We start from the raw sequence: 23,862 nt of genomic DNA, 5'->3' as shown, positions 1-23,862 counted from the left end.
GAACCTCGATCATCAGCAGGTGCTGATGTAGTTGCTGCGAAATGCCGAGTTCTCTATGAGCCGCACCTCATCGCCAGGCCACATGCGTGGGTGGAACACGCGGAGGTGTTGAGCAGCCTGCCGGTGTGCCTGGATGCGTTCGGGCTGACGCGCGTGGCACAAGCATCTGCCTTGGAAATGCGTGCAGTCCTTTCTGGTATGGAAAAGTAGTGGGACCAACAGGGGAGCAAGAGATGAAGACATTTGCGGTTTCCGATGTGAACCGCGGCAAGCCTTACCAGTTACTCGACGCGCGGGAGTGCGTCCGTAGCTTGTTGGCCAAGCCGGCCGAGGACTTGCACTGCGCCGCGGCTCGGCTGGTTTCGTGCGATACGCAGCACGCGTTCGTGAAAGCGGCACATGACGCCTTCTACGATCACCATCCGCTGGTCATCCGGCCGGACGACATCTGGTTTTGCATCGCCCAAGGTTTCGCGGCACATGTGGGACAGAACTCCGAATTGCTCCGATCACGATTCGTGACGCACGAGGGCAAGAGAACACTTGTTGTTGCGAGGCACGACTTCATTCTCGGCCAGCCGAACCCGTGGCCCGAGGTTTTCGAGGCGTTCTCCGTGCAGATCGGAGAAAGCGTCGGCGCGCTGAAGGAGGTTGTCAGCGCCCGCTTTTCGACTACCACTCTTGTTGAAGCGGCTGCATTCGATGTCTGCTTGATGGAAACCTTTGAGGGCTACTTCGACTATGAGGTGCGTTGCGGTTGCGGTATTCCCGAGATAAGACTGCTCGGTACCCCGGAAGATTGGGCTTCGATGATTCCTCGCATCAAGCGGCTCGCTACCTATGGGCTTGAGGAATGGAGCGAGACGCTCTGCGCCGTTCTGGACAAGATCCACCGTGCTGCGGCAGGTGAGGTCGATATCGACTTCTGGCGCTCCTTCTTCCGCTACCAGAGCGGTTCTGGACCTTCCGAGCTGACTGGCTGGATCGTCACTTTGTTTCCCTACCTGATAGTCGATTGGAAAACCAATGCGCTCGGGCCCAACAAATACTTGTGCAGCTGGAAAGCGCATCTCGACGCCGCAAATGCGCGCACCGGATGGTTGCGCCACGACATTCCGCCGGAAGGCCCTGGCATCGGGGCCATACCGCAAGCATTGGCCAGTGCTCCTCTGTGCTGCGTCGACGAACTGAGTGGCCTGAAGCATCAATTGCGATTCGTGGCGGGGATGTTCGGCGTTGAACAGGATGAGGAGACGGGCGCGCTGTCAGCCAGCTTTGGGTGGGCGGTGGTTCATGAGAATTCCGGAATGCTCTGAATGCGGCGCATGCATCGCCCACCTCCGCGGGCTCGGCATCGGCAAAAGTACGGGTCTTTGTGTCTCTGTGACATCAAGCTACATTTGTCTCCAGGAGGTGGAACATGGCCGGTTTCTGGCGAATGAGCAAAGCCAAGTCACAGGAGGCAAGATCTGCGAAGAGTGAATCTCCTGAGAGCGGCAGCGCAAGACCGCAGCCTCAGCCCGGTTGGTCGGCCCAGGTTTTCGACGACATCGAATGGCGGAGGTTCGAGGCGCTTTGCGAGGCGCTGTTCGCCCAGGCGGGCATGCGAACGGAAAGCCAGTCGCATGGTGCCGACGGCGGAATCGACATTTGGCTTCATTCAGACAACAGTCCCAAGCCTATGATCGTCCAGTGCAAACACTGGCGAAGCAAGCCCGTTGCGGTGCAACAGATGCGCGAGTTCTTCGGGGTGCTCAAGTCCCACGATCTGCAGTACGGTACCTTTGCCACCAGTTCCACCTTCACATCAGATGCACTGGCTTTCGCGAAGGCCAACGGCATCAACGCACAAGATCGGCAGGGGCTGTTGCAACTGATTGCGAAGCGCACGCCAGAACAGCAGGCGGCGCTTCTCTGCGTGGCCTACGAAGGCGATTACTGGCGACCGACCTGTGTCAAGTGCGGCATCAAGATGGTGGAGCGCCAGCCCAAGGATGGCGGGAACCCGTTCTGGGGTTGTGCCAACTTCGCCCGGCTGCGATGCATGAACAAGATGCAGATGGCGGGCAGAGCCTGAAACGTCGTTCGCTCAACGGAGTCGCAGTCCCATGAAGAGCCGCATCATGTACATCGAGGCGAAGTCGAGCGGTTTGACGGGACCGGCCCGTATCGGCCGGGTCAGGGTTTCCAAGACGGGCGCGACGCTGTACTACGCAGGAAAGTCGTTCAGCAGCTTGAAGGGGAGCGGCTTCAAGTCGAACTATTTCGACGTGGAAACCGGCGAGCGCTACTGGATTTCAGGACCTCGAAAAGATGGGCGCGATGCGCTTTATCCGACGCACATCCGGCCCACCATAGACGAAGACGTTCGGGAGGAGTATTGGTCGAAAATCCGCAGAACCACACTGCCGCGCTAGGGGCCATAGGCCCACGGCCAATCGACGTCGCACGGACGCCTCACCACGCATACCCCGCCTGCACCCGAGCAGCCACCCGGCTGCCGCTCCCGCTGCTGGTCGCGGTTGAAACCCCCACGCCCAGGTTCAGGTTGTCGCTGACCTGGTAGCCGAAGGCCACGCCCACCCCCGACGCGCCCGCGTAGTTGCCCACGGCGGCGCCCATCCATTTCTTCCCTGCAGCCAATGTCGGCATCGACGGCATGGCCAGCGCCGCCGCGACGCCCTGCGCGGCGAAGGCGTTCGCCTGGCTGGTCGCGTTGGCCACCGCCTGCTGCAGCTGGCCGAGGTTGACGGCGTCGGTGGCCAGCAGGCCGGGCGCGACATTCGCGATGCCGCGCAACTGGTTGGTGGCTGCGTTGCCGACCGACACGGTGTTGTCCCGGTCGGCCACGGAGCCCTGGCCCAGCGCCACCGCGTTGTTGCCGCTGGCCAGCGTGTTGGCGCCCAGCGCGACGGCGTTGTTGCCGGTGGCCACGGCGTTGTTGCCGACGGCGGTGGTCGGGTCGGCCAGCGCCTTCGCGCCCGCGCCGATGGCGACCGAGCCCGCATGGTTGGCCTGCGCGCCGTTGCCGACGGCCACGGTGTTCTCGCCGTTGGCCTGCGCGTTGGTGCCCATCGAGGTGCTGCCCGCGCCGCTGGCGCCCGCGCCTGGGCCGCAGGCCACGGAGCCGCTTGCGCTCACCGCGCACACGCCGCTGGAAAGCGCCTGGTTCATCAGCGACTGCAGCGCGCTGACCTGCTGCACGGTGAAGTTGTTGGCGGTGGTGATGGCCGTCTGCTGCGCCTGCTGCACCTGGCCGACGTTGGCCGCGTCGCTGCTCGCCTGGCCGGCGGCCACGTTGTTGATGGTGGTGCCCGCGCCGCCGTTGGCGTTGAGCTGCAGCGCGGTGCCGCCGGCGCCGTACTGCGCCGAGTTCTGGGCGAGGCCCAGTGCGGTGTCGGAGGTCTGCTGCACGGTGTGGAGCTGGCTGCCGTTGACTGCGTCGGTGCTGGTGGCGTTCACCGCGCCCGCGCTCACGTTGACGAGGGTGCGCGTCTGGCCCGCCGAGCCGAAGGAAACCGTGTTCGCCGCGGTGGCGACCGAGTTGGCGCCGATGGCGATGCTGTTGGCAGCGCCGGCCGCGACCTGGCTGCCCGAGCCGATGGCCACGCCGCCGGTGGCCAGCGCCGACGCGCCGGCGGAACCGTTGTAGGCGCCGCCGATCGCCGTGCTGCCGTTGCCCGATGCCACCGCGCCCCGGGTGGTGCCCGATGCGCTGCCGATGGCGACCGCCGAGGTGCCCGATGCCTGTGCGCCGCTGCCGCCGGCCGTGCCGGGGAAGCCGCAGCAGCCTTCCGCGCCCTGGCCTCCCGCGCCGACCGCGATGGCACCGCTGGCCGAAGCCTGCGCGCCGCTGCCGCCGGCGCCGCCCGTGCCACCCGCGAAGCCCTGGCCGGCAGTGCCGCCGCCGCCGATGGCCGTCGCGCCGTTCGCGCTCGCGCTGGCGCCGGCTCCGCCTATGCCGCCGCTTCCGCCGGCGGTCCCGTTGCTGCCGTCGCCGCCCGCGCCGATGGCGGTGGCGCCGTCACCCTGGACCGTGGCGGCGGCACCGCCGCTGGAACTCGTCCAGCCCGGCTGGTTGGGCCCCGGGTTGCCCGGGGCGCCGGCTACATAACCTGCCGCGTGGGCGCTTCCGATGGCGAGCAATGCGGCGGCCTGCAGGCTTCTGAGTACGTGTTTGGGCTGAGTGGTCATGAGTTCCTCCTTCGCTGAAACGGCAGACAGACAAAAAAACAGCACGAGTGTGTGTTTTTGTTTCCAGTGCCGCCATCCCCGAGAACTGGTAAATCCGGCCCTTTCGGGGCCGGTCATGAGCCTTCGCCCGTCGGGCTGCCCTTCAGTGGGAACGCGAAGGGCGGCCGCCGCGATCGGACTGCTCAGCGCCCCGCGCGGGCGCCCTGGTCGCGGTAGCCTTGCGGTGTCACCCCGTGCTGGCGCGCGAACGCGCGCTGCAGCGCATCCACCGAGCGGAAGCCGCTGCGGCTGGCGATCTTCTCCTGCGTCCAGCCCGTCTGCCGCAGCAGTTGCGCGGCGGCGGCCACACGGGTCTGCTCGACGAAGCGCGCGGGCGTGCAGCCGGTCTGGGTGGCGAAGGCGCGCGCGAAATTGCGCGGGCTCATCTGCACGCGCCCTGCCATCGCCTCGACCGACAGGTCTTCCTGCGGATGCGTGCCTATCCACGCGACCAGCTCGCGCAGCCGGTGGCTGGCCGTGGCCTGTGCCTCCAGTGCCTGGCTCAGTTGCGGCTGCTCGCCGCCGCGCAGCATCGGCAGCGCCAGCGTGCGGGCGATGTCCATCGACACTGCATGGCCCAGGTCGTCTTCCACGAGGGCCAGCGCCAGCTCGATGCCGGTGGTGACGCCGGCGGAGGTCCACATCGGGCCGTCCTGCACGTAGATTCGCTCGCGCTGCACGCGCACCCCCGGGCGCAGCTGCTGCAGCATGTCGCAGGCGCTCCAGTGCGTGGTGGCCTCGCGCCCGTCGAGCAGGCCGGCGGCTGCGAGCGCGAAGGCTCCGGTGCATACGCTGCCCACGCGGCGCACGCGCGGTGCGACCTCGGCGATCCATTCGCTCACCTTCTGTTCGAGGATGGCAGAGCGCACCGAGGGCTCGTCGCCGCCGGCCACGATCAGCGTGTCGATCGCGGCTGGCAGTTCGCGCAGCGCCAGCGTGCCCGCGAAGCTCAGGCCGCCGTTGGTGGGCACGCTGCCGCCCGCGGGCGACGCGATATGCAGCCGATAAGTGCCGGGGCGCATCTGCTCGGCCTTGCTGAAGACGCTGGCCGGGCCGGCGATGTCGATGGCCTCGACGCCATCGAAGGCGAGCAGCACCACCGCGCCGCCGGCGCCATGGCTGGCAGAAACAGCGGCTTCTTCGTCCTTGTGGGGCAGGGTGGGCATTCGTAGTCTCGGGGCATTGCTTGCAGCCATGGAGGAACGGCGATGTTCACGGGGTCATTTTCACGCGCGCTGGTTGCCGCCGGCATGGCGGTGCTCGTTCTGGCGGGCTGCTCCTCTGGCGCGCCGCTGCCGCCACCGCCGCGCGACGATGCGGCCGCGCTCCAGCGCGACCAGCAGGCCTTCGTCGATGCGATGAAGCCTCGCAGCCCGGGCGGCAGCCGGCCGGTGATCGCCGTGCTCGCGTCCAACGACGGCACCGAAATGACCGATCTGCTCCTGCCGTACGCGGTGCTCGGGCGCGCCGACATCGCCGACGTGCGCATCGTGGCGCCGCGCGCCGGCCGCATCGACCTGTTTCCCGCGCTGCAGGTGGACGGCGCGCAGGACTTCGCCGGCTTCGACCGCACGCATCCCGCCGGTGCCGACTACGTGATCGTCCCCGCGATGCTCAAGGACGATGCGCCCGAGATCACCGCCTGGCTGCGGCGGCAGTCGCAGCAGGGCGCACGGGTGATCGGCGTGTGTTCCGGCGCGCTTGTGGTGGGGCAGGCCGGGCTGCTCGACGGCCGGCGCTTCGCGGGCCACTGGTACGACCGCGGCACGCTGCTGAAGCGCCATGCGGGCTCGACGCACGTACCGCACCGGCGCTACGTGGTGGACCGCGGCGTGGCCACCACCACCGGCATTACCGCATCGGTGCCCGCGATGCTGGCGCTGGTGGAGGCCATCGGCGGACGCGAAAAGGCCTCCGCGCTCGCGGCCGAACTGGGCGTGGCCTCGTGGAGCCCGGTGCACGACAGCACGCCCTTCGGCCTCGATGCCGGCAAGCGCTTCGCCTACCTGCTCAACAAGGCCGCGTTCTGGCGCGTCGAGCGCTGGAGCGTCGAGGTGCGCGACGGCACGGACGACGTATCCCTCGCGCTGGCTGTGGACGCATGGGAGCGCACCGGGCGCGTGCGTGTCGAGGCGGTGTCGGCCTCGGGCCCGGTCAGGCTGCGCAGCGGACTGGTGCTGCTGGCCAGGCCCGCCTCCGCCGGCGATGGCCTCAGTGATGGCGCTCCCCGGCTGCCCCTGTCGGCCACGCTCAAGCCGGTGCCGCAGCTCGACCGCACGCTGTGCGAGATCGCCGGCCGCCACGGCGATGCGCGGCGCGACTGGGTGATGCTGGAGATGGAGTACCCGGCGCAGCAAGGCGCCGCCTGCGCCGGGTGACCGTGCCGGGCGGGGACACGGGGCAGCGCCGGCTGGCCGCCTAGGCGTTGCTGGTCGCGCGCACTTCCTCGATGCTGGTCTGCCCGGCCAGCACCTTCTCGATGCCGTCCTGGCGCAGCGTGCGCATGCCTTCCTGCAACGCGGCCTGCTGGAGCTCCTCGGCGCGCGCGCCGGTCTGCACCAGCCGCCGCAGCGTCTTCGACATGCTCATCAGCTCATGGATGCCCACGCGGCCCTTGAAGCCGGTGTCGCCGCAGTGCTTGCAGCCCTTGCTGGTGTAGGTGTGCAGCCGCCCGTCGCGGCCATGGCGCTGCACCCAGCCGGCCAGCACCGCCTGGCGCTGGGCCGCGTCGCGCTGCTGCTCGGGGCCGAAGGCGTGCATGTAGTCGTCCAGCAGTTCCTCTACAGCCTCGGGGCTCGCGGGCGTGCCGGTGGTGCACTGCGTGCACAGGCGGCGCACCAGCCGCTGGGCGAGCACGGCCAGCAGCGAGTCGGCGAAATTGAACGGGTCCATGCCCATGTCCAGCAGGCGGGTGACGGTCTCGGGCGCGCTGTTGGTGTGCAGGGTCGAGAGCACCAGATGGCCTGTCAGCGAGGCCTCGATGGCGGTCTTGGCGGTTTCCTCGTCGCGGATCTCGCCGACCATGATCACGTCCGGGTCGGCGCGCACGAAGGCGCGCAGCGCCTTGGCGAAGGTCCAGTCGATGCGCGGGTTGATCTGCACCTGCCGCAGCCCGGCCTGCGTGATTTCCACCGGGTCTTCCGCGGTCCAGATCTTGCGCTCGGGCGTGTTGATGTGCATCAGCGCCGAGTGCAGCGTGGTGGTCTTGCCCGAGCCCGTGGGGCCCACGCACAGCACCATGCCGTAGGGGCGCTCGACCGCCTTCGTCAACTGCGCGAGGTTGTCGGGCGACAGGCCCAGCCGGTCCATCGGAATGGGCTTGGCCGACGCCAGGATGCGCATCACCACGTCTTCGAGGCCGTTGTTGGTGGGAATGGTCGCCACGCGCAACTCGATGCGGTGCTGTGGCGAGTACTTCGCGAAGTTGATCTTGCCATCCTGCGGATTGCGCTTCTCGCTGATGTCGAGGTCGCACATGATCTTCACGCGCGCGACGATCGCGTTGCGGTAGCTCGGCGGCAGCTCCAGGTAGGTGTAGAGCAGGCCGTCGCGCCGGAAGCGGATGCGGGTCTTTTCCTGGCCCGGGTAGCTCTCGATGTGGATGTCGGAGACGCCCTCGCGGTGCGCCTCGATGATCATGCTGTTGATCATGCGCACCAGCGAGTTGTCGGACTGCTCGATGGGCGCCTCGCTTGCCGCCGGCGGCGCGGCGACTTCCTTCTCCAGCGTCTGCAGCAGCTCGCTCGTGCCGGCCACGTCGAAGTCCAGCGGCTGGCTCGGGTCGAAGTGGGCCGCGAAGGGGTTGGGCGCCGCGCCCGTGTGCTCGCCGATCTTCTCGTACACCGCGTTCAGCACGCCGTCGAGGTCCAGGCACTGGCCCACCACCGGCGTGACCTTCAGCTGTGCGATGAACTCCACCTCGTCGAGCGCCGAATGCCGGCTGGTCGGATCGTCGATGGCGACGATGAGCCGCCCCTCGTGCAGCATCAGCGGCATGACCTGCAGCCGCCGCGCCACCGCGTGCGGCAGCTTGCGCAGCGCCTCGGCCGCCGGCGGATAGAGATGCAGGTTGACCAGCGGATAGCCCATCTTGCGAACCAGCGCCGTCTGCAACTGGCCCCGGCTCACCACGCCCATGCGCACCAGCGTCTCGCCCAGCGGCACCATCGGGTCCAGCTTCTGCCGGTCCAGGCCCGCGCGAAGCTGCTCCTGCGTGACCATCCCCAGCGAGATGAGCGCCTCGCCGATGCGCGCGATGGGCGTGCGGCTCTGGGCCTCCAGCGCGTTCAGCAATTGCTCCGGCATGACGACTTCGTTGATGGACATGGGGGACGTTCTCCTGCTCGATTTCGTGCATGGATCGTAGAGCGTGATCGGGTCCATTGCCACAGGTTCGAGCTTGAGTACGCAAGTACTCAAGTCAACCACGAGTTAACTCGTGACGGCAACCGGCGGCACGGTCCGTGCGCCGGATTTCCTTTCGTCCTACGGGCAGCAACCGCCGCTTCGCCAAACATCGCCGGAATGCATCGATTGATATTTGCCACCACTGCGCTGGTGGGCATGCTCGGCTTCGCGGCGAGGGCAGAGCCCATCAAGCTGCCTGTAGACAGCGACGAGAAGGGCTCCGTCTACGTCGCCCCCAACGTCAATCCCACCGAGACATCGGCCACCGTCAACGGCGCCACCGTCGGCGTGCAGCGCCCCGACGGCAGCGGCACCTACATCGGCACCGACACCTCCACGCCCCGGCCCACGTATTCGCTGGGCGCGAGCACCGGCGGCAACGTGTCGTTCTCGGGCGGCGTGCAGTCGGATGGAAAGGCCAACAACGGCGTGAAGGCCGGTGTGACGATCAAGTACTGAGCGCGGATCAGACCAGCGTGCCGTACACGATGAAGCCGTCGTGCGTCGCGACCTTGTCGTAGAGCGTGCGGCCCGCCGTGTTGGTCACGTGCGTCTGCCAGTACACGCGATGGCCGCCCGCGAGCTTCACGCGCTCGTACACACCGCTGATCAGCAGGCGGCCGACGCCCCTGCCGCGTTCGGAAGGCAGGGTGAACAGGTCCTGCAGGTAGCAGGTCGGCTCCAGCCGGGTGGTGCTGCGGTGAAAGAGGTAGTGGGTAAGGCCGACCAGTTGCCCGTCGCGCTCGGCGACCAGCGCATGCACGGGTTCGTAGGCGTCGAAGAAGCGCTGCCAGGTGGCCTGCGTGATCTCGTCGGCGAGGGCGCTCGGGCCCTCTCGGCCGTAGAAGGCGTTGTAGCCGTCCCAGAGCGGCTTCCATGCCGCGTAGTCGGCGGCCACTGGCGGGCGGATCAACAGGGAAGAGCTCATGTCGTCGGAAACTGCGCGTTGAAAACGTGCAATTGCAACATGGGCAACACGGCCGGTGCTCAGCGAACGAAGAATTCCTTCAGTGCCTTTTCAGGCAGCTGGCCATGCAGGCCGATGGCGACCACTCCGGCGCGGGAAAGCTCCGAGGGCGGTGCCGCCTTGCGCAGCGAGCCGTGGCGGCCGGCGTACTGCACCTCCGACCACTCCTCGCCGACGGCACCATGACCGGTGCGCAGCAGGCCTTTCAGGCGCAGCACGCCCGCCGGCATTTCGCGCAGCCAGGCGCGAAGCGCGGCCGCGGGAATCATCGCGTCGGGCTGCGCGCTCCAGGTCTGGAACAGTGCGCCGTGGTCGGGTGCATGATGGCCGTGATCGCAGTCGGGGCCGCATGCGTGAGCGGTGCCCAAGGCCTGCTGCGGCAGCCCCGACAGCAGCGCCAGCGGCACCGCCGCTTCCGTGGTCTCGATGCACGGCGTTCCGGGCACGTTCGCCTCGACCCATGACCTCGCCGCGACCAGCGCGTCGGGCGCCGCGATGTCAGCCTTGTTCAGCACCACGAGGTCGGCCGATTTCAACTGCCGCGCCAGCGTATCGGCCAGCAGCGGGTCCGTCGACTGCCGCGCCGCCGCGCTCGCATCCACCATCACGATCACGCCCTCGAGGCTCAACTCCGGCGCCGCCATGCCGATCTGCGCGATGCGCCACGGGTCCGACACGCCGCTGGCCTCGATCACCACCGCGTCGAACGGCGTCGTCGCCTCGATCACGTCCACCAGCGCCCGCCCCAGGTCGTCGCCGATCTGGCAGCACACGCAGCCGTTGGTCAGCGCCACGGTGTCGCCATGCGTGGCGGCGATCAGCCCGGCGTCGATGTTGAGCGCGCCGAAGTCGTTCACCAGCACCGCCATGCGCAGGCCCCTGGCCTCGTGCAGCCAGCGGTTGAGCAGGGTGGTCTTGCCGGCGCCAAGGAAGCCGCCGATGACGGTGAACGGAAGCCGCCTTCCGGGCATCACGCGCCCTGGCCTCTCTGCGCCTCGAACACGCGCCCCGAGAGCACTGTGCCCCACACGCGCGCGTCCTTGAGCGCCATCGGGTCCATCTCCAGCGGGTCGTCTTCCAGCACGCAGAAGTCGGCGCGCTTGCCGCATTCGATGCTGCCGATCTCGCCGTCCAGCTTCAGCGTCCATGCGGCGCCGAGCGTGATGGCGCGCAGCGCCTGTGGCACGGTGATGCGCTCGGCCTCGCCCAGCAGCCGGCCTTTGGGCGTGATGCGGTTGACGGCGCACCAGGCGGTGAAGAGCGGCCCGAGCGGCGTCACCGGCGCGTCGGAGTGAATCGCCAGCGGAACGCCCGCCGCCAGCGCGCTGCCACAGGCGTCGAGGCGGTTCGCGCGGTCGGGCCCCATGGTCATCTCGTAGTGCTGGTCGCCCCAGTACCAGATGTGGTTGGCGAACAGGTTCGCGCACAGGCCCAGCGAGGCCATGCGGCGGAACAGCGGCGCATCGATCATCTGGCCGTGCTGCAGCGTGTGGCGGTGGTCGGGGCGCGGCGCGCGCGCCAGCACGCGCTCGATGGCGTCGATGGCCACTTCGCTCGCTTCGTCGCCGTTGGTGTGCGTGTGGATGGTGAGGCCCGCGCGGTGATAGGTCTCGAAATCGGTCTCGTACTGCGCGGGTGCCGTCACCCAGATGCCGTTGGGCGCGCCGTTGAAATGGCCCGGCCAGCGCAGCCGCGCCGAGAAGCCCTGGATCGAGCCGTCGAGCATCATCTTCACAAGGCCGTAGCGCAGACGGTCGGTGTTGCGCGGCAGCAGCGACTTCACGTGCTCCGCGCCCTGCGCGGCACCGTGCGTGCCATGGAAGGCCTGGAACGCGGGGAGGATGCGAACGCCGAAGCCTTCGTCTCCGGTCACCGTCTCCAGCACGCCGCAGTCGTCGGGCGTGAGCTTGTTGACCAGGTCGGTCGCGGTGGTCACGCCCTGCAGGCAGGCCAGCCGCGCGAAGGAGCGGACGCCGGCCTCGGTCATCGGCGCGAGCAGGCCGGCGTTGCCGATCTTGCGCAGCACCAGGAACATGGCGGCCGGCTCCTGCAACTCGCCGGTGGGCTCGCCTTCATCGGCGCCGTCCGCGAACCTGACCACGCCTTCCACCTCGTTGTCGCGCGTGATCTCGGCAATGCGCAGCATCGCGCTGTTGACGTTCATCAGGTGGCCGTTGGCATGGCCGATGACGATGGGCCGCGTGCTGCTCGCGCGGTCGACGTGGCGAACCGTCATGCGCTCGCCGCCGAAGTAGATGGGGTCGAAGCCCCAGGCGACCAGCGGCTCGGTGTCGGGCACGCCGTCGGCCGTCATCTTCGCGGCCACCTCCGACAGGCGGGAGACCACTTCGTCCATCGAGCGCAGGCCGCTCCACACCTTGCCCTCGGGGTCGCGGCGGTCGAACCAGCCGAGGTACGTCCAGTCCCACATGCTGCCTTCCTTCAGGTGGCAGTGGCCTTCGACAAGGCCGGGCATCACCACCTTGCCGGCGAAGCGCTCGTCGAGCGTGAACGGGCCCCAGCCCTGCATGTCCGCGAGCGCGCCCACGGCCAGCACGCGGCCGTCGCGCACCGCCACGTGGGTGGCGTGCGGCTGCATCGGGTTCATCGTGATGATCTTGCGGGCGGTGTAGACGGTGGTGGTCGTTTTGTTCGCTGTCTGTTGGCTCATGGCGATTCCGGAATCGAAAGAGGAGGGCGCGGCAGCCCGTCGACGATGTCGACGCGCCTGCAGCGTACCCAATGATCGGGCGCGACCTCGCGCAGCGGCGGCAGTTCCGCCGCGCAGGCCGCTTCCGCCATCGGGCAGCGGCCTGCGAAGCGGCAGCCCCTGGGCGGGTCGATGGGGCTGGGCGGATCGCCGCTCAGCTTGATGCGGTTCGCGGCGCGACGCCTTCCGCCGCTCACGGTCGGCACCGCCGACATCAGCGCCACGCTGTACGGGTGCAGCGGCCGCGCGAAGAAGCTGCGGCGCGGCGCGCGCTCGACGATCTGGCCCAGGTACATCACTGCGATGTCGTCGCAGATGTGCTCCACCACTGCCATGTCGTGCGAGATGAAGAGATAGGTTAGGCCCAGCTCGCGCTGCAGCCGCGCCAGCAGGTTCAGGATCTGCGCGCGGATGGCGATGTCGAGCGCCGACACCGGCTCGTCGCACACCACCAGCTCCGGGTTGGTGGCCAGCGCCCGGGCGATGTTGATGCGCTGGCGCTGCCCGCCGGAGAACTGGTGCGGAAACAGGTGTTGCTGCTCCGGCCGCAGGCCTACGGCCTCGAACAGCTCGGCCACGCGGTGCGTGCGCTCCTCGGGCGTGCCCACCCGCATCAGGTCGAGCGGCGCGCGCACGGCGGCGCCCGCGCGCTCGCGCGGGTTCAGCGAGGAGAACGGGTCCTGGAAGATGATCTGCATGCGGGTGCGCGCCTGCCGCAACGCCTCGCCCTGCAGCGCACCCAGGTCGGTGTCGCCCAGTTGCATGCGCCCCGAAGTGACCGGCGCGAGCCGCATCACCGCCAGCGCCGTCGTGGTCTTGCCCGAGCCCGATTCGCCGACCACCGCCAGCGTGCTGCCGCGGCGCACTGCGAAGGAAACGCCGTCCACCGCCTTCACCACCTCGGGCGTGCGGCCCCAGCCGGACTTGCCGCGCGGGAAGTGCACCTTCAGGTCGTCGACCGAAAGCAGCGTGTCGGTCTTGCCGATGAACGTCATGCGGCCTCCCGTTGGGGTTGTGCCGCAGCCGCCGGCTCGGCATGCAGCCAGCAGGCTGCGCTATGCGGTACTCCAGCGGCCATTTCGCCGTGCACCGCGAACATCGGCGGCACCTCGGCCGCGCAGCGCGGCATCGCGCGCGGGCAGCGCTCGCGGAAGGCGCAGCCGGTGCCCAGCTCCCAGATCGAAGGCACCACGCCGGCGATCTCGGCGAGGTCCTGGCGCCCGTCGCCATCCTGCGCCGCGCTGCTGCCGAGTTCGGGCAGGCAGTCGATCAGCCCGCGCGTGTAGGGGTGGCCGGGTTCCGACAGCACCTGTTCGGTGGTGCCCTGCTCGATGACGCGGCCCGCGTACATCACCATCACGCGGTCGGCCATCTCGGCCACCGCGCCCATGTCGTGCGTGATGAGCATGATGGCCGTGCCCTTCTCGCGCTGCAGTTCCCGCAGCAGGTCGAAGATCTGCGCCTGCACCGTCACGTCGAGCGCGGTGGTGGGTTCGTCGGCGATCAGTATGTCGGGCCTGCAGGCCAGCGCCATCGCGATCATCACGCGCTGTCGCATGCCGCCGGAGAGTTGGTGCGGGTACTCGTCCACGCGCCGCTCGGGTGCCGGAATGCCCACCTGCCGCAGCATCTCGATGGCGCGCTGCCGCGCCGCGTGCGCGTTCATGCCGGCATGCAGCTGCAGCGATTCGCCGATCTGGTCGCCCACTGTGAACACCGGGTTCAGCGATGTCATCGGCTCCTGGAAGATCATCGAGATGCGGTTGCCGCGCACCTCGCGCATGCGGGCATCGGTGGCCTGCACCAGGTCTTCGTCCTGGAACAGCACCCGGCCGCCGCGGATGCGCCCCGGCGGCGAGGGAATGAGCCGCAGCAGCGCCAGCGCCGTCATGCTCTTGCCGCAGCCCGACTCGCCGACCACGCACAGCGTTTCGCCGGCGCGGATCTCGAAGTCGACACCGTTGAGCACCAGCGCCTGTCCGCGCCGCGTCTTGAACTCCACGTGCAGGTCCTGCACGCGCAGCAGCGTGCTATCGGAAGGCGAAGTCATGCAAAGATACCTTTCGCACGCAAATCTGCGGACATTCCCGGCGTGGCGTCTTTTCCGGGAATACCGCGGAACCGGCTTTGCCGGGCCGCAGGTATTGCCCCCTTCAAGGGGGTTGGCGGCCACACGAAGTGGGCAAGCCTGGGGGTGGACTTCATCTTTCCCTCAGCTTGGGGTTGAGGGCATCGTTCAGGCCGTCGCCGATCAGGCTCACGGCCAGCACGGTGATGAAGATGGCTGCGCCAGGGAAGGCCACCGCCCACCAGCACGAGAGCACGTACTGCCGGCTGGAGCCGATCATCAGCCCCCAGCTCATCTGGTTCGGATCACCCAGGCCGAGAAAGGACAGCCCCGCCTCGAAAAGAATCGCCGCGCCGATGGCCAGCGTTGCCGACACCACCAGCGGTGGCAGCGCGTTCGGCAATATCACCCTCCAGATGATGCGTGCGTCGCGCGCGCCGATGGCCCGCTCGGCGCGCACGAACTCCAGGCCCCGGTACTTCATGAACTCCGCGCGCGTGAGCCGCGCGGTGCCGGTCCAGCTCACGATTCCGATGGCCAGCGTCACCGTCACCAGCGTGGGCGAGAACAGCGTCACCACCACCATCGCGAAGAGCAGCGCCGGCAGCACCTGGAAGAACTCGGTGAGCTTCATCAGCGCGGCATCGACCTTGCCGCCGTAGTAGCCCGCGAAGGCGCCCAGCGTGATGCCGATCAGCACCGAAAGCAGCGCGGCCACGGCACCCACCAGCAGCGTGGCGCGGCCGCCGTAGATCAGCGCGGTGATCACGTCGCGGCCGAGGTAGTCGGTGCCCAGCCAGGCCTCCTCGCTGAAGGGCGGGGTGAGCGGCGCGGCCTTGATCTCGAACGGGTCGGCCGGGTAGATCCACGGGCCGGCGATCGCGACCAGCAGCACGGCCAGCAGCATCACCATGCCGGCGATGGCCGCCGGGTTGCGCAGGAACATGCGCATCGCCTCCACGCCCGGATGCTCGACGCGCACGGCGGGCCTCTTCTCGGATGCGGCGGCGGCAGAAGCAGCAGCGGTGGGCATTGCGATCACCTTGCTCATGAGGTCTTGATCCGTGGATCGATGAAGCGGTAGCAAAGGTCGGTGAGCTGGTTCATCACCACCACCACGATGGAGGAGAACAGCAGCACGCCGAGGATGGTCGGGTAGTCGCGCCGCAGCACCGACTCGAAGGCCAGCCGGCCCAGGCCCGGCCAGTTGAACACCGTCTCCACCAGGATGGCGCCCGCCAGCACGTTGCCGAACTGCAGGCCCAGCACCGTCACAACCGGCAGCAGCGCGTTGCGCAGCGCGTGCTTGTAGAGCACCACGCGGTCGGCCAGGCCCTTGGCGCGCGCGGTGCGGATGAAGTCGGAGCCCAGCACGTCGAGCATCGACGAGCGCGCCAGCCGGCTGTACTGCGCGAGGTACACCAGGCTCAGCGTGAGCGTGGGCAGCACCAGGTGGTGCGCCACGTCGAGCATGTCGGCGAAGCCGCCGCCGCCCGTCGAGTCGATGGAGCGCATGCCCGCCACCGGCAGCACCGGAAACACCGAGGCCAGCAATATCACCAGCATGATCCCCAGCCAGAACACCGGCGCCGCGAAGCCCACCAGCGACAGTACGGTGATGAACTGCGAAAGCAGCCCGTTCGGCCTGCGCGACGAGAGCACGCCCAGCGCGGTGCCCACGAAGAAGGCCAGCAGCACCGCGCTGAGCACCAGCAGCAGCGTGGCCGGCACGCGCTCGGCGATCATGCTCGTCACCGGCAGGTTGAAGAAGTACGAGTAGCCCAGGTCGCCCTGCGCCACCTTGCCGAGGTACACCCCCAGTTGCACGGGTAGCGACCGGTCGAGCCCGTACTGCGTGCGCAGCTGCGCCATCAGCTCGGGCGACATGCCGCCGCTGGCGCCGGCGATGGTTTCCACCGGGTCGCCCGGCGCGGCGTGCACCAGCACGAAATTGAGTACCACCACGGCGAGCACCAGGCCCAGGGCCTGGAGCAGACGCGAGGCGGCGTAGCGAAGCGTGCCCATGATGTCGCGCCCGCCTGCCTACTTGATGTACACCTCGTCCAGCGGCGACAGCGGCCCCCAGATGGTGGTCGGCACGTTGGCCACCTTCTTGTTGGTAATGGTGTGGTACGGCACCTGGTTGATGAACTCGATGGGCAGTTCGTCGGTCACGATCTTCTGGAAGGTCGCGTAGTAGGCCTTGCGCTGCGTCGGATCGATCAGCCCGCCCGCGGTGTTCAGCAGCTCGTCCACCTTCGGATTGGCGTAAGACTGTGTGTTGGTCCAGACGATGGACTTGATGTTGGTCGACAGGTAGGTGCGGTGCACGCCGATGATCGGGTCTCCCCAGTTGAAGACCACGTCCATCGACATATCGAAGTCGTGCGAGGCCAGCCGCTTGGCCCAGGCCGGGAAGTCGGCCGAGGCGCGCACCTCCACCGTGATGCCCACCTTCTTGAGCTGGCCCCGGATGTACTCGGCCACGTTCTTCTGCTGGTCGTCCGCGCCCGGCAGGTAGTCGATGGTGAGCTTGAAGCGCTCGCCGTTGGCGCCGGCCTTGTAGCCAGCGGCATCGAGCATCTCGCCGGCCTTCTTCAGGTCGAGCGGGTAGCGCACCAGGTCGGGCACGGCGAAGGGGCTGTTCGCCACCAGCGGGCCGTCGGAGACGGTGGCGAAGCCGCCCATCAGCGCCTTGGCGATGAAGTTCTTGTCGATCGCGGTGGCGATGGCCTTGCGCACCTGCACGTTGGAGAGCGGCTTCTTCGCGGTGTTGAAGGCCAGCCAGTTGAGCGCGCCGATGCCGTCGTAGCCCTTGGGCGTGAGCGACACCCTCGGGTCGTTCGCGAAGCGCTTAAGGTCCGTGGGCAGCGTGGCGAAGGGCAGCATCTGGACATCGCCGCGCTCCAGCCCGAGCACCAGGCTCGCCATGTCGGGCGTGATGTTGACGATCACCTTGTCGAGGTACGGCTTGTTGGGCAGGAAGAACTTGTCGAAGCGCTCCATCACGATGCGCTGCGCGGGCTTGAATTCGGTCACGCGGAACGGGCCCGAGCCGACCACGTCGGTGGTGTTGCGCGGATGGTTCTTCAGGTCCTGCCCGTCGCCGTAGATGTGCTTGGGAAGAATGGGGCACAGCGCGGGCGACATCGCGAGCACGATGGCCGGGTGCGGCACGCCCATGCGGATGACGGCGGTGTACGGATCGGGCGTGTCCACCTTCTCCACCGGTCCCATCATGGTGGTGAACGGGTGGTTGGCCTTGATGGCCATGATCGAGAAGGCCACGTCGGCCGAGGTGACGGGCTTGCCGTCGTGGAAGAGCGCGTCCTTGCGCAGCTTGAGCGTGAGCGACTTGCCGTCCTCGGCCAGCTTCCACGATTCGGCCAGGTAGGGCTGCGGGTTCCACTTGTCGTCGAAGCGCAGCGGGCTCGCGAAGATCTGCGTGGAAGGCATGGCGGTGGCGATACCGGATTGCACCGCGCCGTTCAGGTGCCGCGGCGTCTGCGTGCTGCCGATCACCAGCGTGCCGCCGCGCTTGGGTTCTTCGGCCGCGAAGGCGTAAAGCGGAAGCAGGTTGCTCGCGGCCAGCAGCGTGGCGGAGAGCAGGGTGGTGCGGCGCGTGAGCAGGGGAAGCTGGGGAGGGGGAAGCTGCATGACAGGACCTCGGAGAGTTCGACACAGGCAATCGGGTTCGGCCTCATCGCAGTGGTGCGATGCGAAGGCCTTGTGTCGAAGATAGGCGCTGGGTGCATGCCGGCGAAGAGCCAACCCGCTGCGACTCGCAGGGCCAGAAGGGGCGGGTTTGCCCCGTTGTGCGGCGAGGCGGTGCGCCACTTCGGGGAATGCGCGACGGCGGTGCGCCGCGCTGCCTTTCTCCTTGCTTTCTTCTTTCCCTATTTCTCGTCGCGCAGCCAGTACCACTTGTAGAGCATGCGTTGCCCCATGCGCCTGAACGGCGCGAAGGCGCGCGACTCCACCACGCCGAGCACGTTGGGAAAGGGCAGCTGCGAGTGGTAGATGGGAAGCTCGAACACCTCCCGGCCGGCGTCCTTGCCCGCCACGCGCTCGGCCAGCCGCTTGCCGGCCCAGGTCGAGAACGACACGCCGTTGCCGCCGTAGCCCACCGCGTACCAGATGCTCTTGCTCGCATCGGGCTGGGTGATGCGCGGCATCATGTCGTGGCTCATGTCGACCCAGCCCCACCACGAGTAGTCGATGCGGATGCCCGCCAGCGGCGGGAACTTGCGCGCGATGGCGTCGGTAAGCAGCTTCAGGTGCACCGCGCCCTCGGCATCGGCGCCGCTCACTGCGCTGCGGCTGCCGATCTGCAGCCTGTTGCCTTCGAGCAGCCGGTAGTAGAAGCGCAGCGTGCGCGTGTCGGTCAGGAATGTCTTCGATCGGAAGTTGGTGGCCTGCAGTTCCGCATCGGTCAGCGGGCGCGTGACCACCGAGTTCGACAGGATCGGCATGATCCGGTCCTTCAGCGCCGGGTTGAGCGCCTGTCCCGTGTAGCCGCCGGTGCACACCGCCACGCGGCGCGCGCGCACCACGCCGCCGGGCGTGCGCAGGTGGTGCACGCCGTCGATGGTCTGCCAGCCCTGCACCGGGTTCGATGTGTGCACCTTCACGCCCAGCGCGCGGGCGCGCCGCATCAGGCCGAAGGTGAACTTCAGCGGGTGGATGCCGATGCCCTCGGCCTCATACAGCGCACCGACCGTCTCGCGCTCATCGCAGTAGTCGCGCCGCACTTCATCGGCGCTCATCATGCGGGTGGCGTAGCCGAACTTCTCGCGCATCAGCCGCGCCTCGGCGTCGAGGACGGGCAGCTTCTCCTTGCGGTGCGCAAGATAGAGATGGCCGCCGTCGCAGGCGTCGCAGTCGATCTGCGTGGTGAGGTGGCGGAAGTTCTCGAAGCCGCTGCGGATCTCTGCGTCGAGCTTCTTCGCGGTGTCGAAGCCCCAGCGCTCGATCCACTGCGAGCGCTTGAGCCGGCCGCTCGCGTTCTGTCCCTGGCCGCCGCTGCGGCTGGAGCAGCCCCAGGCTGCCTGGTTGGCTTCGAGCACCGTGGCCTGTATGCCGTGCTCCTGCGCGAGGTACAGCGCTGTCGACATGCCGGTCGCGCCCGAGCCGATGACGGCCACGTCGACGTCGATGTCCTGCGTGAGCGGGCCGTCGTCCTCCGGCGGCGTTCCGGCGCTGGCCACCCACCAGGTGGGCGCGTAGGCGCGGCCGGCGCCGGGGTCGGGGGCCAGAAGCGGGTCGTACTGCGGGTCGTAGGGGCGGGACGGTGCCTTGGGCTGCTGCTGATGCTGGAGCGCCGCGCTGTCGATGCTGGCCGCGCTGGCGTCCAGGCGGCGCGCAGTGCTTGTCGTGGTCATGAAAGGCTCCAGTCGAAGAAGAGAGCTGTAGAACGGTTCACTTCGCGGCAGGCAGGTTGGGCCGCGCCTTGCGGAACACATTCTTCAGGTGGATCTTTCCGTCCTTGAAGGTGAAGACGTCGATGCCGTCGGTCTCGATGCGGCTGCCGTCGGCGGCCGTGCCGGTGAAGGTCCACTGCGATGTGCCGAAGTCGCCATGCACGAAGTGCACGCCGTTTTTCCATTGCGCATCGGGCACCGTGGCCCAGGCCGCGGCGAAGGCCGTGCGCACCGCAGCAGTGCCGACGTGGCGCGTGCCGCAGGCATCAGGGCCGGCGGCGGTCTGGAAGATGCAGTCGGGCGTCATGAAGCTCATCAGCGCGTCGATATCGTGGCGGTTCCAGGCGTCGCTGAAGGCGGCGAGGGTGTCGGTGGTCACGGCGGGCGTGGCGGAAGAAGAAGGCATGGCGGTTGCACTGAGGCTGGGGAGTTCGATGGAGGCAAGAGTAGGCAGCGAGGTGCCGGCGCGATAGGGCCAGTTGCGGAGATTCGACCGAGCCAGAACGCCACGGATGCGCCACGGATCGGCATGCCTGCCCTAAACTGCGGCGCACCATGCCCCCGAATCCGCGAGCAACCCAATGGGCGCAGCTCTTCGCGCTGCCCGACCAGCCGGCGCTGCCCCTGCAGGCCCGCCTGCGCGCCAGCGTGGTGCAGGCCATCCTCGAAGAACACCTGGCGCCCGGCGCACCGCTGCCTTCGTCGCGCGAACTCGCCGCGCTGCTGGGGCTGAGCCGCAACACCGTCACCTCGGCCTACCTGCAACTGATCGACGAAGGCTTTCTGGAGGCGCGCCCGCGCAGCGGCGTGTTCGTGGCGCACGGCGCGCGCCCTCTCACCGCGGCGCCCGCCGAACCGCTTGTGGGCCGCAGCGGCCAGGCCAGCCAGCCGCCGGACTGGTCGGGCCGTGTACTGCGCTCGCTGGTCGACAAGCCCACGCTGTCCAAGCCCGACCGGTGGCGCGACTATCCGTATCCGTTCGTCTACGGCAACTACGACCCGCAACTGTTCCCCACCGAAGACTTCCGCGAATGCTGCGCGCGCAGCTTGGCGCGCTCGCAGCTGCCCCACTGGACGCCCGACTTCGAGACCGACGACGTGCCCGATCTCATCGAGCAGATCCGCACGCGCCTGCTGCCCAAGCGCGGCGTGTTCGCGCTGAAGGAAGAGATCCTCGTGACCATGGGCGCGCAGCACGCTTACTACCTGCTGGCCGAGGCGCTCTTCGACGAACAGACCCGCGTGGGGCTGGAGGAGCCGGGGCACCCGCATGCGCGCAACAGCTTTTCATTGCGGCAGCCGAAGTGGGTGGAGGTCGATGTCGATGAAGACGGGCTGGTGGTCGATGCGCTGCCCGCTGCCGACTATCTGTTCGTTACGCCCTCGCACCAGAGCCCCACCACCGCCACGCTGAGCCTGGAGCGGCGGCAGTGGCTGTTGCGCAAGGCGGAGCTGCAGGACTTCGTGATCATCGAAGACGACTACGAGGCTGAGAACCTTTATGAAGGCACACCCATGCCGGCGCTCAAGAGCCTGGACAAGACGGGGCGGGTGATTTACGTGGGGTCTGTTTCTAAGAGCCTTTCGCCTGCGCTTCGGCTGGGGTTCATTGTTGCGCCTCGGGCGTTGATCAAGGAACTGCGGGTGATCCGGCATGCGATGGTGCGGCATCCGAGTGCCTTTCTGCAGCATGCCTATGCGCTGTTTCTTTCGCTCGGACACCACGAGTCGCATGCACGGCGCGTCAATCATGCGATGCAGGAGCGGCTGGCCATTGCGGCGCAGGCGTTGCGGGAGCACTTGCCTGATTTCGAGTTTCGGCTGCCTTCCGGAGGGGCTTCCATATGGGTGCAGGCGCCTACTTGGGTGGATGCGACTGAGCTGGCGTTGATGGCTCGAAGCCATGGGGTGTTGATCGAGGCGGGGGATGTGTTCTTTGCTCGGCCTCCTTATCCTTGTCCGTTCTTTCGGTTGAGGCTTTCTTCTATTGCTGCTGGGCAGATTCCGGCTGGGATTCGGGCTTTGGCTTTGGCTGTGGGGGAGTTGGCGTTGGCTCGTGGGGAAGTGCGTTCTTTTAGCGGGTTCAATCACTGAGTTTGTTTGCTTCCCGGGGCCGGGACTCGCCCCGGCGGGCGACCTACTTTCTTTTGCTTCGCTGTATGGACCGGGGACCTGGGTAACGGGTGTGCGCGGACATAGGAAACACTTTCTGGGTCGAGATGACCGAGGAAGTGCCCCATGCCCTGGCAACCGAGAGACCTGATGGACACCAAGCGAGAGTTCGTGGAACTGGCTTTGCAGGAGGGGGCGAACCGGCGCGAGCTGTGCCGGCGCTTCGGCATCAGCCCCAAGACCGGCTATTCGCTGCTCAAGCGCCATGCGCTGCAAGGCATGGCGCAAGCATGCACACCGCGCAGCACGCGACCGCTGAACTCTCCTACGCGCAGCACCGATGCGCTGGAGCAGGCCGTGGTCCAGCTGCGGCTGGCCCACCCCAGTTGGGGTGGCCGCAAGATCGCCCGCCGGCTGGCCGACCAGGGCCTGGGCGAGGTTCCTGCGCCCAGCACCGTCACCAACATCCTGCATCGCCATGGGCTGATCACTCCAGAGTCCAGCAAGGCAAGCGAACACTGGTGCCGCTTCGAGCACGAGCAGCCCAATGCCCTGTGGCAGATCGACTTCAAGGGCGACTTCGCCATGGCTGCGGCGCGCTGCTATCCACTGACCGTGCTGGACGACCATTCGCGCTTCAATCTCGCGCTGAGGGCTTGTCCCAGCGTGGGCACCGACAGTGTGCGACCGCACCTGGAGCAGGTCTTTGCCCGCTATGGGCTGCCGGTGCGCATCAACACGGACAACGGCGCTCCCTGGGGCGCTCCGCGTCAACCGGCGCATGGACTGTCCGAGCTGGGCGTGTGGCTCATCAGGCTGGGGATTCGGCTGAGCCACAGCGCGCCGTACCACCCTCAGACCAACGGCAAGATCGAACGCTTCCACCGCTCGCTGAACACGGAGGTGCTCGCCGGGCGCAGCTTCGCCGATCTGGGCCAGGCCCAGGCGGCCTTCGAGCGCTGGCGCGGCATCTACAACCACGAGCGCCCACACGACGCGCTGGACCTTCTCACGCCCGCCAAGCGCTACGCGATCAGCCCCAGGCCCTATCCGCGGGCGTTGGCTCCCATCGAGTACCAGCAGGGGGACACGGTGGTGATCGTCAAGCACAACGGCGAGGCCAGCTTCCGCGGCCACAAGCTGAAGGTGCCAAATTGCCTTCTGAAACTGCCCATCGCATTCCGCGCGGATCCACAACACGACGGCCACTTCGACGTGTTCTTCTGCCATCAGCCGTTCATGCGACTGGACTTGAACTGCCTGACAGCAAGGCGATAACCTGCCAGAGTGTTTCCTATGTCCGCGCACACCCGTTACCCAGGTCCCCGGTCCATACACTTCGCCAAAAGAAAGTAGGCAAAGAAAAGGCGACCCCACTGTCTGCGACCCCTTCGCTTTGCGAAGGGGCAACCTGCGGTGCTCGCGTTTCGCGGGGTCTCGCAGAACTCGCTTTGCTCAAACAGCTGCGAGCCCTGATCCGCGAAACGCTGCGCTCCTCGGCGCAGCCAGAGGGGAGGGGAGACCAACGGGCCATCGCTGCGCTCGGCCGCAGTTGCCCAGCAGGCGCTTCGCGCCTGCTGGGCTTGGAATGGGATTGAGGGCCGGGACTGAAGGCGTTGAAGTGGCTTGAGGCGCGCGCTGCTGCTTTATTGAGAGCCTCTGAACCTGAAGCCCCTGCCGAGCAAAGCGAAGGCCAGTCCAAGGCTGCTCAGAAGCCGAGCGAAGCGATGGCGCGGATCGATCCCTTCTGGCTGCGCCGAGGAGCGCAGACGTAGGAGGGATAAGGGCCGCAGCTGTTTGAGCGAAGCGAGTTCTGCGGACCCCCTCCTACGTCGAGCACCGCAGGTTGCCCGTAGCGAAGCGAAGGGACGCAGACAGTAGGGTCGCCTTTCTTTTGCCTACGTTTCTTTGGCGAAGCAAAGAAAAGTAGGTCGGCCGCCGGGCC

General features: G+C 67.7%; 20 protein-coding genes. 7 read left to right on the top strand and 13 right to left on the bottom strand.

Annotated elements, in window-relative coordinates; translation table 11 throughout:
- Positions 1-233: 233 nt before the first annotated feature.
- The 3 genes from ABL844_RS23090 to ABL844_RS23080 all read left to right on the top strand — a co-directional run bounded on the left by ABL844_RS23090 (position 234) and on the right by ABL844_RS23080 (position 2,417).
- Positions 234-1,316, top strand: coding sequence for a DUF4419 domain-containing protein (locus ABL844_RS23090; RefSeq protein WP_418129072.1), 1,083 nt, complete (start codon positions 234-236; stop codon positions 1,314-1,316).
- 104 nt (positions 1,317-1,420) lie between these two features.
- Positions 1,421-2,077, top strand: a complete 657-nt coding sequence (locus ABL844_RS23085) for a restriction endonuclease (RefSeq protein ID WP_418129071.1) — start codon at positions 1,421-1,423, stop codon at positions 2,075-2,077.
- A 31-nt stretch (positions 2,078-2,108) separates the two neighbouring features.
- Positions 2,109-2,417, top strand: a complete 309-nt coding sequence (locus tag ABL844_RS23080) for a 1-deoxy-D-xylulose-5-phosphate synthase (protein ID WP_418129070.1) — start codon at positions 2,109-2,111, stop codon at positions 2,415-2,417.
- A gap of 40 nt (positions 2,418-2,457) precedes the next feature.
- Here ABL844_RS23080 and ABL844_RS23075 read toward each other — a convergent pair whose 3' ends face one another.
- On the bottom strand, positions 2,458-4,194 hold the full coding sequence (locus tag ABL844_RS23075; protein WP_418129068.1) for a YadA family autotransporter adhesin: 1,737 nt from the start codon (positions 4,192-4,194) through the stop codon (positions 2,458-2,460).
- 182 nt (positions 4,195-4,376) lie between these two features.
- On the bottom strand, positions 4,377-5,399 hold the full coding sequence (locus tag ABL844_RS23070) for a GlxA family transcriptional regulator (protein ID WP_418129066.1): 1,023 nt from the start codon (positions 5,397-5,399) through the stop codon (positions 4,377-4,379).
- 42 nt (positions 5,400-5,441) lie between these two features.
- Between ABL844_RS23070 and ABL844_RS23065 the strand changes: the two genes are divergently transcribed.
- On the top strand, positions 5,442-6,611 hold the full coding sequence (locus ABL844_RS23065; protein WP_418129064.1) for a DJ-1/PfpI family protein: 1,170 nt from the start codon (positions 5,442-5,444) through the stop codon (positions 6,609-6,611).
- A 40-nt stretch (positions 6,612-6,651) separates the two neighbouring features.
- Here the strand turns inward: ABL844_RS23065 and ABL844_RS23060 are convergent, their stop codons facing one another.
- Positions 6,652-8,559, bottom strand: a complete 1,908-nt coding sequence (locus tag ABL844_RS23060) for a GspE/PulE family protein (protein WP_369661345.1) — start codon at positions 8,557-8,559, stop codon at positions 6,652-6,654.
- Between the two features lie 198 nt (positions 8,560-8,757).
- Between ABL844_RS23060 and ABL844_RS23055 the strand changes: the two genes are divergently transcribed.
- Positions 8,758-9,099, top strand: coding sequence for a hypothetical protein (locus ABL844_RS23055; protein ID WP_184641576.1), 342 nt, complete (start codon positions 8,758-8,760; stop codon positions 9,097-9,099).
- A gap of 7 nt (positions 9,100-9,106) precedes the next feature.
- Here the strand turns inward: ABL844_RS23055 and ABL844_RS23050 are convergent, their stop codons facing one another.
- The 10 genes from ABL844_RS23050 to ABL844_RS23005 form a co-directional block, all read right to left on the bottom strand.
- Complete coding sequence (locus tag ABL844_RS23050) at positions 9,107-9,568, bottom strand: N-acetyltransferase family protein (RefSeq protein ID WP_418129062.1); 462 nt, start codon at positions 9,566-9,568, stop codon at positions 9,107-9,109.
- A 59-nt stretch (positions 9,569-9,627) separates the two neighbouring features.
- Positions 9,628-10,578 carry a CobW family GTP-binding protein gene (locus ABL844_RS23045; RefSeq protein WP_418129061.1) on the bottom strand — a complete coding sequence of 317 codons (951 nt, stop codon included), beginning with the start codon at positions 10,576-10,578 and terminating at the stop codon, positions 9,628-9,630.
- Complete coding sequence (locus tag ABL844_RS23040; RefSeq protein WP_418129059.1) at positions 10,578-12,278, bottom strand: amidohydrolase; 1,701 nt, start codon at positions 12,276-12,278, stop codon at positions 10,578-10,580. Before ABL844_RS23040 ends, ABL844_RS23045 begins: the two co-directional genes overlap by 1 nt.
- Positions 12,275-13,312, bottom strand: a complete 1,038-nt coding sequence (locus ABL844_RS23035) for an ABC transporter ATP-binding protein (RefSeq protein WP_418129058.1) — start codon at positions 13,310-13,312, stop codon at positions 12,275-12,277. Before ABL844_RS23035 ends, ABL844_RS23040 begins: the two co-directional genes overlap by 4 nt.
- Positions 13,309-14,367 (bottom strand): ABC transporter ATP-binding protein, encoded by a 1,059-nt coding sequence (locus tag ABL844_RS23030; protein ID WP_418129057.1) that lies wholly within the window; start codon positions 14,365-14,367, stop codon positions 13,309-13,311. The genes ABL844_RS23035 and ABL844_RS23030 overlap by 4 nt, the downstream gene beginning before the upstream one ends.
- A gap of 151 nt (positions 14,368-14,518) precedes the next feature.
- Entirely contained in the window at positions 14,519-15,436 is a 918-nt protein-coding gene (locus tag ABL844_RS23025) for an ABC transporter permease (protein ID WP_418129055.1), read from the bottom strand.
- Positions 15,433-16,410, bottom strand: coding sequence for an ABC transporter permease (locus ABL844_RS23020; RefSeq protein WP_418117329.1), 978 nt, complete (start codon positions 16,408-16,410; stop codon positions 15,433-15,435). The genes ABL844_RS23025 and ABL844_RS23020 overlap by 4 nt, the downstream gene beginning before the upstream one ends.
- A gap of 18 nt (positions 16,411-16,428) precedes the next feature.
- Entirely contained in the window at positions 16,429-18,042 is a 1,614-nt protein-coding gene (locus ABL844_RS23015; RefSeq protein WP_418129054.1) for an ABC transporter substrate-binding protein, read from the bottom strand.
- A 239-nt stretch (positions 18,043-18,281) separates the two neighbouring features.
- Complete coding sequence (locus ABL844_RS23010) at positions 18,282-19,766, bottom strand: NAD(P)/FAD-dependent oxidoreductase (RefSeq protein ID WP_418129053.1); 1,485 nt, start codon at positions 19,764-19,766, stop codon at positions 18,282-18,284.
- 37 nt (positions 19,767-19,803) lie between these two features.
- Entirely contained in the window at positions 19,804-20,211 is a 408-nt protein-coding gene (locus ABL844_RS23005; protein WP_369661348.1) for a nuclear transport factor 2 family protein, read from the bottom strand.
- Positions 20,212-20,360: 149 nt separating this feature from the next.
- On the opposite strand from ABL844_RS23005, the gene ABL844_RS23000 reads away from it, so the two are divergent.
- Together ABL844_RS23000 and ABL844_RS22995 are read left to right on the top strand one after the other, a co-directional pair.
- Positions 20,361-21,899 (top strand): PLP-dependent aminotransferase family protein, encoded by a 1,539-nt coding sequence (locus ABL844_RS23000; RefSeq protein ID WP_184641579.1) that lies wholly within the window; start codon positions 20,361-20,363, stop codon positions 21,897-21,899.
- A gap of 144 nt (positions 21,900-22,043) precedes the next feature.
- On the top strand, positions 22,044-23,195 hold the full coding sequence (locus ABL844_RS22995) for an IS481 family transposase (protein ID WP_418129051.1): 1,152 nt from the start codon (positions 22,044-22,046) through the stop codon (positions 23,193-23,195).
- Positions 23,196-23,862: the final 667 nt, after the last annotated feature.

This window comes from Variovorax sp. 278MFTsu5.1 (assembly GCF_048305045.1).
In the GTDB taxonomy this organism is placed as follows: Bacteria; Pseudomonadota; Gammaproteobacteria; order Burkholderiales; family Burkholderiaceae_C; genus Variovorax; species Variovorax guangxiensis.
Note: the sequence above shows the minus strand (reverse complement) of the source record. Positions and strands in the feature narration are given on the sequence as shown.

What these genes read in the sequence shown, in the direction of transcription:
- ABL844_RS23090 (WP_418129072.1), top strand. Translation starts at nt 234, where the DNA reads ATGAAGACATTTGCGGTTTCCGATGTGAACCGCGGCAAGCCTTACCAG.
- ABL844_RS23085 (WP_418129071.1), top strand. Translation starts at nt 1,421, where the DNA reads ATGGCCGGTTTCTGGCGAATGAGCAAAGCCAAGTCACAGGAGGCAAGA.
- ABL844_RS23080 (WP_418129070.1), top strand. Translation starts at nt 2,109, where the DNA reads ATGAAGAGCCGCATCATGTACATCGAGGCGAAGTCGAGCGGTTTGACG.
- ABL844_RS23075 (WP_418129068.1), bottom strand. Translation starts at nt 4,194, where the DNA reads ATGACCACTCAGCCCAAACACGTACTCAGAAGCCTGCAGGCCGCCGCA.
- ABL844_RS23070 (WP_418129066.1), bottom strand. Translation starts at nt 5,399, where the DNA reads ATGCCCACCCTGCCCCACAAGGACGAAGAAGCCGCTGTTTCTGCCAGC.
- ABL844_RS23065 (WP_418129064.1), top strand. Translation starts at nt 5,442, where the DNA reads ATGTTCACGGGGTCATTTTCACGCGCGCTGGTTGCCGCCGGCATGGCG.
- ABL844_RS23060 (WP_369661345.1), bottom strand. Translation starts at nt 8,559, where the DNA reads ATGTCCATCAACGAAGTCGTCATGCCGGAGCAATTGCTGAACGCGCTG.
- ABL844_RS23055 (WP_184641576.1), top strand. Translation starts at nt 8,758, where the DNA reads ATGCATCGATTGATATTTGCCACCACTGCGCTGGTGGGCATGCTCGGC.
- ABL844_RS23050 (WP_418129062.1), bottom strand. Translation starts at nt 9,568, where the DNA reads ATGAGCTCTTCCCTGTTGATCCGCCCGCCAGTGGCCGCCGACTACGCG.
- ABL844_RS23045 (WP_418129061.1), bottom strand. Translation starts at nt 10,578, where the DNA reads ATGCCCGGAAGGCGGCTTCCGTTCACCGTCATCGGCGGCTTCCTTGGC.
- ABL844_RS23040 (WP_418129059.1), bottom strand. Translation starts at nt 12,278, where the DNA reads ATGAGCCAACAGACAGCGAACAAAACGACCACCACCGTCTACACCGCC.
- ABL844_RS23035 (WP_418129058.1), bottom strand. Translation starts at nt 13,312, where the DNA reads ATGACGTTCATCGGCAAGACCGACACGCTGCTTTCGGTCGACGACCTG.
- ABL844_RS23030 (WP_418129057.1), bottom strand. Translation starts at nt 14,367, where the DNA reads ATGACTTCGCCTTCCGATAGCACGCTGCTGCGCGTGCAGGACCTGCAC.
- ABL844_RS23025 (WP_418129055.1), bottom strand. Translation starts at nt 15,436, where the DNA reads ATGAGCAAGGTGATCGCAATGCCCACCGCTGCTGCTTCTGCCGCCGCC.
- ABL844_RS23020 (WP_418117329.1), bottom strand. Translation starts at nt 16,410, where the DNA reads ATGGGCACGCTTCGCTACGCCGCCTCGCGTCTGCTCCAGGCCCTGGGC.
- ABL844_RS23015 (WP_418129054.1), bottom strand. Translation starts at nt 18,042, where the DNA reads ATGCAGCTTCCCCCTCCCCAGCTTCCCCTGCTCACGCGCCGCACCACC.
- ABL844_RS23010 (WP_418129053.1), bottom strand. Translation starts at nt 19,766, where the DNA reads ATGACCACGACAAGCACTGCGCGCCGCCTGGACGCCAGCGCGGCCAGC.
- ABL844_RS23005 (WP_369661348.1), bottom strand. Translation starts at nt 20,211, where the DNA reads ATGCCTTCTTCTTCCGCCACGCCCGCCGTGACCACCGACACCCTCGCC.
- ABL844_RS23000 (WP_184641579.1), top strand. Translation starts at nt 20,361, where the DNA reads ATGCCCCCGAATCCGCGAGCAACCCAATGGGCGCAGCTCTTCGCGCTG.
- ABL844_RS22995 (WP_418129051.1), top strand. Translation starts at nt 22,044, where the DNA reads ATGCCCTGGCAACCGAGAGACCTGATGGACACCAAGCGAGAGTTCGTG.